5 protein-coding genes and 2 pseudogenes (2 of these 7 only partly in view) are annotated in these 7,500 nt (G+C 40.9%); 4 read left to right on the top strand and 3 right to left on the bottom strand.

The window, feature by feature from the left end; genetic code table 11:
- The 3 genes and pseudogenes from LEP1GSC062_RS05190 to LEP1GSC062_RS05180 all read left to right on the top strand — a co-directional run.
- Positions 1-885: pseudogene (locus tag LEP1GSC062_RS05190) on the top strand (alpha/beta fold hydrolase); it begins 2,530 nt to the left of the window's first position.
- Between the two features lie 48 nt (positions 886-933).
- A complete protein-coding gene (locus tag LEP1GSC062_RS05185; protein ID WP_010577185.1) occupies positions 934-2,502 on the top strand; it encodes a GMC oxidoreductase in 1,569 nt (522 codons plus the stop codon).
- Between the two features lie 155 nt (positions 2,503-2,657).
- The gene (locus LEP1GSC062_RS05180) at positions 2,658-3,368 is read left to right on the top strand and encodes a class I SAM-dependent methyltransferase (protein ID WP_010577184.1); all 711 of its coding nucleotides are present in this window, start codon (positions 2,658-2,660) and stop codon (positions 3,366-3,368) included.
- 38 nt (positions 3,369-3,406) lie between these two features.
- On the opposite strand, the gene LEP1GSC062_RS24565 is transcribed toward LEP1GSC062_RS05180, so the two are convergent.
- Both LEP1GSC062_RS24565 and LEP1GSC062_RS24560 read right to left on the bottom strand, forming a co-directional pair.
- The gene (locus LEP1GSC062_RS24565) at positions 3,407-3,754 is read right to left on the bottom strand and encodes a hypothetical protein (protein ID WP_010577183.1); all 348 of its coding nucleotides are present in this window, start codon (positions 3,752-3,754) and stop codon (positions 3,407-3,409) included.
- A gap of 123 nt (positions 3,755-3,877) precedes the next feature.
- Positions 3,878-4,078 carry a hypothetical protein gene (locus LEP1GSC062_RS24560; RefSeq protein WP_167324060.1) on the bottom strand — a complete coding sequence of 67 codons (201 nt, stop codon included), beginning with the start codon at positions 4,076-4,078 and terminating at the stop codon, positions 3,878-3,880.
- Between the two features lie 642 nt (positions 4,079-4,720).
- Between LEP1GSC062_RS24560 and LEP1GSC062_RS21105 the strand changes: the two are divergent.
- A pseudogene (locus LEP1GSC062_RS21105) lies at positions 4,721-5,202 on the top strand (hypothetical protein); the annotation flags it as partial.
- Positions 5,203-5,457: 255 nt separating this feature from the next.
- Here the strand turns inward: LEP1GSC062_RS21105 and LEP1GSC062_RS05155 are convergent.
- A protein-coding gene (locus LEP1GSC062_RS05155; protein WP_010577180.1) for an adenylate/guanylate cyclase domain-containing protein crosses the window boundary here: on the bottom strand, positions 5,458-7,500 show its final stretch. It continues 2,151 nt past the right edge of the window; only the last 2,043 of its 4,194 coding nucleotides appear in the window; its start codon lies off the right edge, out of view; it ends in the stop codon at positions 5,458-5,460.

Genomic DNA, 7,500 nt, shown 5'->3' with positions numbered 1-7,500 from the left:
ATCGATACCATCGATACTAATCTTTTGGAATATCTTTTCGAAAATCGATACGACGTTTGGCTTTTCGATTATAGAACCTCAATTGCCCTTCCTTCGGCTCCTCTACCTAACACCGGAGACGTGATCGCAACGAAAGATTACCCTGCCGCGGTGAATAAGGTTCGAGAGCTTACCAAAGTAGATAAAATTCAAGTAGTCGCTCATTGTTTTGGCGCGACCACGTTTACGATGGCGTTGCTTGCGGGTCTGGAAGGAGTTCGTTCCGTGGTTCTTTCTCAAATTTCAGCGGATGTGGAGGTTCCCACTTCTATGGATATCAAAGTGGGACTTCATACGGCGGAGATTTTGGATGCGCTGGGAATCGAAGACATGACGGCGTATACGAGCGATAAAGACGGATGGTTGGATAAATTTTTCAATAGCGTTTTGGCGCTACAACCTCAGTCTCTTTTCTCTCACGATGTAAATCCGGTCAGTAGAAGAATTTCTTTTCTTTACGGAAGCCTTTATAGATTAGAAAATTTGAATGAAGAGACCTATCGATACGGTTTGGGAGAAATGTTCGGAGTGTCCAACATAAAAGCGTTTGAACATTTGTCCAAGATGATCCGTGCCCACAAGGTTGTGAACTCGGAAGGAAAAGACGTGTATGTTCCGAATTGGGATCGACTTAATCTGCCGATCACGTTCATTCATGGAGCGGAGAATCGTTGTTATCTTCCGGAAAGTACGGAGCTGACTTACAAAAAACTAATCGATCGGTTCGATCCGAATCAATATAACCGTCATGTGATTCCTGATTACGGACATATCGATTGTATATTTGGTAAAAACGCTCACAAGGACGTATATCCTTTGATACTTCAGTCTTTAAATCTGTATTGAAGAGTTTTTAATTTTATAAATCACTAATATAACTTCACGGAAGAAAGCATGTCAAAAGACAATATATACTACGACGCAATTGTAATCGGCTCCGGTTTCGGAGGTTCCATCAGCGCCTTAAGACTTTCCGAAAAAGGTCAAAAGGTTCTTGTTTTAGAAAGGGGAAAAAAATATTCTCCGGGAGATTTCCCGCGGGACGTGCGCCAAACTGATAATCTCCTCTGGCGTTATCCTAAAAAAAGAAAATCCTTGGGACTTTATGAACTCAATTTTTTCAGCGGGCTCGGAACCGTGACGGCTTCCGGTTTGGGGGGAGGGTCGCTTATCTATGCCAACATTCATATCCGTCCCGACCATAAGGTATTTGAAGATCCTCGCTGGCCTGCTCCGTTCAATCGAAACTATCTGGATCCTTATTACGATAAAGTCGCGGCCAAGTTCGACGTAAAGCCAGTTCCACCGGAGTGGGATCTTCCGAAAAGGAATAAATTTCGAGCCGCCGCGGAATTGAATCAGCACACTTATTTCGATCCGGATGAGGCTGCTAGCTGGCTAAAACCTTCTAGACCGGGACAATCCACATGTGTACGTTGTGCGGAGTGTGAATTCGGGTGTAATCACGGGGCTAAAAATACATTAGATTTTAATTATATTGCTGACGCTCAAAAAAACGGGGCCGTATTTCAAATCAATTCTCTGGTATCTCATATCGCTCCCGATCCAAAAAACGGTTATGTGGTTTACTACGAAAATACGGAAACTGGAGAAAAACGGTCTGTATATGCCAAAAGAGTTGTTCTTTCCGCGGGAACGTTGGGAACCAATCGAATTCTTTTCAATAGTAGAGACAAATACAAAACCTTACCGAATCTTAGTAAACAGCTTGGAAAAGGATATTCCGGAAACGGGGATTTTCTGGGAGGGATCGAATCGAGTAAAACCGAACTCAAACCTTGGGATGGCCCGGACGTTACAACGGTAATCAATTATTTTCCGAAGGGATTTCAGTTTACGATGGCGGCGCCCACATTCAACCAACCCGTAATGACGGTGCTCGCTTCATTAGGAATTTCTAAACCGAATTGGTTGTTAAGAATGATCGGTCCTCTTTTTTGGAAAAGTTTGGAATGGATTTTGCCCTTCGTATTTAAAAGGGGGCTACTTTCAAAACCGTTGCCGCCGGGGCTTCCGGGTGCGGGCGACCCTACTTATATGACCAACTTATTTGCGATCGGAAGGGATAACGCAAACGGAAAAATCGTTCGTCGAGGTAAGAATATAGATGTGAAGTGGAAGTATTCCAAAGAAAATAAGACCCTCATCCAAAATATGACCACCTCCATGCAACAAGTTGGAGATGCATACGGCGGACAATTCGGACCGCTGGCAACCTTTTTGTTGTTTAATCGGATTATTTCAGTACATTCTCTTGGGGGTTGTATTCTCGCCTCTAATCCGGATAAGGGGGTCGTATCTGAAACTGGAGAAGTATTCGGTTATAAAAATTTATTCATCGCCGACGGATCTGCAATCCCGTCTTCGATCGGATTTCACCCGGTGATGACGATTTCTGCGGTGGCCGAACATACGGCCGCTTCGATCTGTGCCGGACTATGATCCGGTGCGGAAAGTTTTGCGTTCTGTGATAATATTCCATATTTTTTGAATACAATAATAAAATAATGTGATTCGGGAATATACTTGAAAGATTTGAGGAAAGAATAAATCATTCCTTATACACGGTAAATTCCGGAATACAAAAAGGATTAAAAATGCAACAAAATCAACTGTATATCGATCTTGGTATGTCTGAAAATCAGTACAGCCAGGAAGTTATAAAAGGACAACAGGTTTATACTCCGAGTTTTCTGAGGTTTTACGACCTCTTCGTCTTACATATCATCAGTAGGTGGTTTTGGCGCTGTGTTCCGCAGAATATGATCGATTTATACAGTCGAAATCTAAGCGGTAATCATTTGGATATAGGAGTGGGAACGGGTTATCTTCTGCAAAATGCGAAGTTTCCGGTAGAAAAGCCGATCATCTCGGTAATGGATTTAAATCCGAATACTCTGATAGAATCTAGAAGAAGGCTTTCCAAAATAGCGGGGCAGTTCAACGCTTATAGGGCTAACATATTGGAACCGATCCATATAAAGGAAAAATTCGATTCGATCGGATTGAATTTCTTGTTTCACTGTGTTCCCGGACCCATCCGAAAAAAAGCCTCAATCGCATTCGAGAATCTTTTGAAAATCCGCAAACCGGACGGGGTCATCTTCGGATCCACCGGCTTACACGATTTAGGTCAGACTCATTTCTTATCCAAAATCGGAATGAAAAAATTAAACCGAAAAGGAGTGTTTCATAATACCGAAGACACACTTCCCGATTTGGAAGCGGCTCTCAAAGAGAATTTCAAAGAATATGAATTATACGTGATTGGTGCGATTGCGTTCTTTATCGGTAAAAAGGCAAAGTGAGAATTGCAAAATGAAATTAATTCTATAGTTTTAATATTCTAATGTTCGTATAAGATAGAATAGGAATCTGCAGAAATTGAAATAAAATTCTCAATCCGTAGCCTATTACTATCTACGATTTTCCTAGAATCGATTGATATATCCCATCCGATCAAATGAGTTCGAGAAAAATCGAAATCGTGAGATTGATTTCCGTGGAGCCGTTGGATCGTAAACGCCTTCCACGGAGGATAGTCGATCTCTGCTCCTAAGAAAAACCGGGATCGAATCGATTTGGCGATTTTAACAAACTTTCCGCAAATAGAAAGATTCAGGTGTTGATATTTTCCTTCGATAAATTTCGAAAGAATTCCGTTGGAAGTATTGCCTGCGATATCCAAAACCACGGTAGAACAACCTTCGGGATCGCTAAATACATTAAAGTAAACTTCCTCATTTTGAAATTCTTTCGAATGATAACACCATCTCCCCCGTTTCCGGCTTCGATCCTTGAAAGAAATTCTTCTCTGTCAGAAATCGAAAAAGTTTCCGGTTTCGTCCTCGATTTCATACTCTATTAATTCATTCATTTCTTTGTATAAACGTGAGTGATAATACACATCAACATTTGGAAAAACTTGGATCAGTTTTTTAGAAACCACGATTGGCTGCAAGGAACCGTTTCGAATACGATCGTATAATTCGGCTTCATAAAAGTGTTTCGCTTTCATTTCGGAGTTGGGATAAGCTCTGATATGGCGCCCCAACCGGAGCCGTAAATATTTTTTCGCATTTTTTATCATCCAATATGAACTCGTTAGAGAAAAGCCTTCACGACGATTGATCGGACTACTCAATCTCTACATAATAGAGTGTCCAAAATTCTGCGTCTAAATGTGTATTTGTGCTAAAACTGATGGTGCTCTTTTATGTAGAGATCAGTAATTACGTCGTAAGTCGGATAAGTTTTTAGATAAAAAAGAAAAAATTCTCTTCTATATCCTATAAGATTGATTTTCTGCCTTTTGTAAAATTATGTTTTATTTCTTCTTTTAAAGACAAATACGCAATACCAAATGAAACGTAGAGTGTTTTGAATTCTTGCTTGGAAACACCAAGCAATACTTGCGACATTCTGGGATTTTTTATATCGGACTTTATAACACTTCCGATAGACAAGTAGAATAACGTGAGTTCGGCGTAAGAAAGTTTGGGCGAATAAGAAACTAAAGTGCAACGACTCCCTATGGGTCGTCGTCGCAGCTCGCGAATTTCATAGATAAAATGGCTCGCGACCGCGCTTTTCGCTCCAATTCCTTTGGAATTTCCACTACAATCGCTTTCGCATTTTGTTATACCGAACTCACGTTATACTAAAAGCGAACGAGCCAAGTTACGCTGGAATTCCTTTTACATGGGATCCTAAAAAGAACAAAATCGCTGCTTATAATAATAGTTATTATTCTTGGAACTGGACCCCGAGCTACGGAGAATATATACTAGTTTCCAAAGACCATTTTCAACTTCCGGTTTGGCAGAATTTAGCGTATGATCCTATTTCGCCAACTATCCCAAGTTTAATAATGGTTCCAAGCTACTCGAAATGGTAGTAACGAATCAAGGATGTTTGGAGGATGGAGGTTCGGTCGTATTCAAAGATTTCGATACTTATGGGAAATATTATTATTTTCTTGTGGTTTGGGACAGAGGAAGTTGGAAAGACTATATCTATCTTTGGTACGAAAATGCCCAACCTAATTCATTCTTTAACGTTAAACTAAATACCTCACCCGAAAGAGATTGGAGTAAGGATTTAATTTATCGTAAACTTGGAGGCAGGTTCCTTTCGCCGTAACTTATTTGCAGATGCAGTAGGGGCCGTTTCAAATAAGATCTTACGGTCCTACGACACTTTTATATAATTGTCCTTTGAATTTGGAACTTACCACAAAACCTTCCAATGTGGGAGTTCCTATTTAACAACGAAAAAGACTTTCGAAAACTCATAAACTATCTCAGGTAATCTGCAGGAATTTCTGCGTATTAAGAACCTACTGAATGATTGAAACAGATTTGCTTTAAGGTTTTGGGACGACTTTGAAGCAAACGTTCAAACGATCGAACTTTCTTCCAAACGTTTTAAATCCGCCTTAGCTTCGAGTTGTTGTAGAATTCCCTTTGCGATCGAAATACGATTTTTATCTTCCAAAAGCAAGCCGGCTTCATACAGTGCAGTCGCGTATTCCCATTGATTCAACGTGTTGGACAAAAAGGATTCAGCTTTTTTAAAGATGGCTTCCGCACTTTTCCGATTTCCGTCGTGGAGCTTTAACTTTCCTTTGAGCATCAAAGCGGGGCCGTAAAGATAAGGAAGAGATTTCCCGAGTTTTAAACTGTGTTTTAAACCGTAATTAATGATTTTATCCAAGCTCTTATCGCCTAACTCTCTTTTTGCATAAAGAGCGGCTTCCGCGAGATAAACGTTTCCGATTTGAAGTTGAGGAAATTTCACTTCGCATTTTAGGAATCCCGCATAACTTCTTCTAGACCAATATGCGGCTTTTTCAGGCCAACCTTCGAGCATTGTGAGTTTCAACAATTTATTGATCGTGGAGAGCTCGTTCATGACGTCGTTTTCTAAAGCCGCTCTTTCGGCTTCGATTAACAATTTTTTTTCTAACTCGAAAGGTTCCATTTCGCCGAGAAGATATCCGAGGTACGGAGACCAAATTCGAGTCCATCGGAGTTGTAACTGAGCGCCTAAATCGCTCGCGAGTTCTCCGATATCGTCGAAATATTTCTTTGCGGTTCTAAAATCGGATTGAAGATAATAAAGAAAACCGCCCGAAGAAAGTGCGGAAAGCAAATCCCATTTTTCGCCGACCTGGCGATAAATCGAAATCGAATCGTGAAGAAAAGGAAGTCCTAAATCCGAACGGTTGAGCATCATGTAATACGCGCTTTGTACCAAAATACTGATCGCTTTTGCGTAAGGGTCTCCCGTTTTTTCGGCTAGTTCTCTTCCTCTGATCAGAAAATGTTTCGAGGGTCCAAAAAGATTCATTCCGACAAAAACCTGACCGAGTGCGCATTCCGCGAGAGATTGGCGTACCGGATCTTCAAATCTTTGTGTCGCGTTGTATTGGGTAAACACGGACCAACCGAATTTTTTAACGTCTTTCATGATGTATAATTTGGCTAAAGTAGTCAAAATGATACATCTAAGTTTCAATCGTTCTGCTTTGTTCGAGGACGTATAAGAAGAACCGAATATAGAAAAACGAAGAACAAAAGAAAGTTGTAATACGATTTTGAATATCGTATCCGGTCTGCTTTTTGGTGGACGGATGCCCGTAATACGAAGGGCTTTTTCCAAGGTATCCATCGCACGGGAAATGTCGTCCTGTTCTTGATAGACCTGACCCAATCCCGTATAAGAACGAATCAAATTGAGCGTGGATTTGTTTTCCAAACATTCTTTGAAGAGGACTTCTGCGATCGAATACTCTCCGAGGAGACGGTGGGCGTGTGCGAGCTCCTGTTTGATTTCGTAATAGACTTCTCCTTTCGTCGTTTCAAACTGAGAAATCATTTCCAATGCCTTGCTGTAGTGATAGATTGCGTCCCTGTTCGCATATTTACTTCTGGCTTTACGAGCGGCCATCAAAGAATATTTATATGCCTTTTCAAAGTCCGAACACTGCTGATAGTGAAACGCAAGAATATCCGCCATCTCTGTCACATTGTTTTCGTTTTCTTTTTCGATAAACGATGCGATTTTCTTGTGAAGGTCTTCTCTTGTGGAATGCAAAAGAGTGTTGTAGACAATATCCCGAATCACGATATGTTTGAAGATATATGTAAGAGGATCCGTAACCTCAAGAGGGGTTAGATCTAAACCTTCCAAACTTTGCAGAATGTTCTGGATCTCGGAGCGGAATTCGACCGGCAATAGATGATTGAGAGTATCCACGTTGATCAAGCGACCGATTACGGAAGCCGTTTTCAAAACGATTTTTTCTCTTTCTTGAAGGCGGTCCACACGAGCAAGCAAAACGTCGTTTAACGTATTCGGAATCTGGATATCTCGACTTTTGTCGGATGGGGAAAAAGTTCCGTTTTCTAGTTTTTTAAGAGTTCCTTCTTCGATTAA

Origin of the sequence: Leptospira alexanderi serovar Manhao 3 str. L 60 (assembly GCF_000243815.2) — a bacterium.
Taxonomy (GTDB): domain Bacteria; phylum Spirochaetota; class Leptospiria; order Leptospirales; family Leptospiraceae; genus Leptospira; species Leptospira alexanderi.
The sequence above is the reverse complement of the archived record's forward strand: the minus strand, read 5'-3'. Positions and strand labels throughout refer to the sequence as shown.

Bases quoted from the DNA above. Each gene is read 5' to 3' on its own strand.
- LEP1GSC062_RS05185 (WP_010577185.1), top strand. From the start codon at position 934: ATGTCAAAAGACAATATATACTACGACGCAATTGTAATCGGCTCCGGT.
- LEP1GSC062_RS05180 (WP_010577184.1), top strand. From the start codon at position 2,658: ATGCAACAAAATCAACTGTATATCGATCTTGGTATGTCTGAAAATCAG.
- LEP1GSC062_RS24560 (WP_167324060.1), bottom strand. From the start codon at position 4,078: ATGAAAGCGAAACACTTTTATGAAGCCGAATTATACGATCGTATTCGA.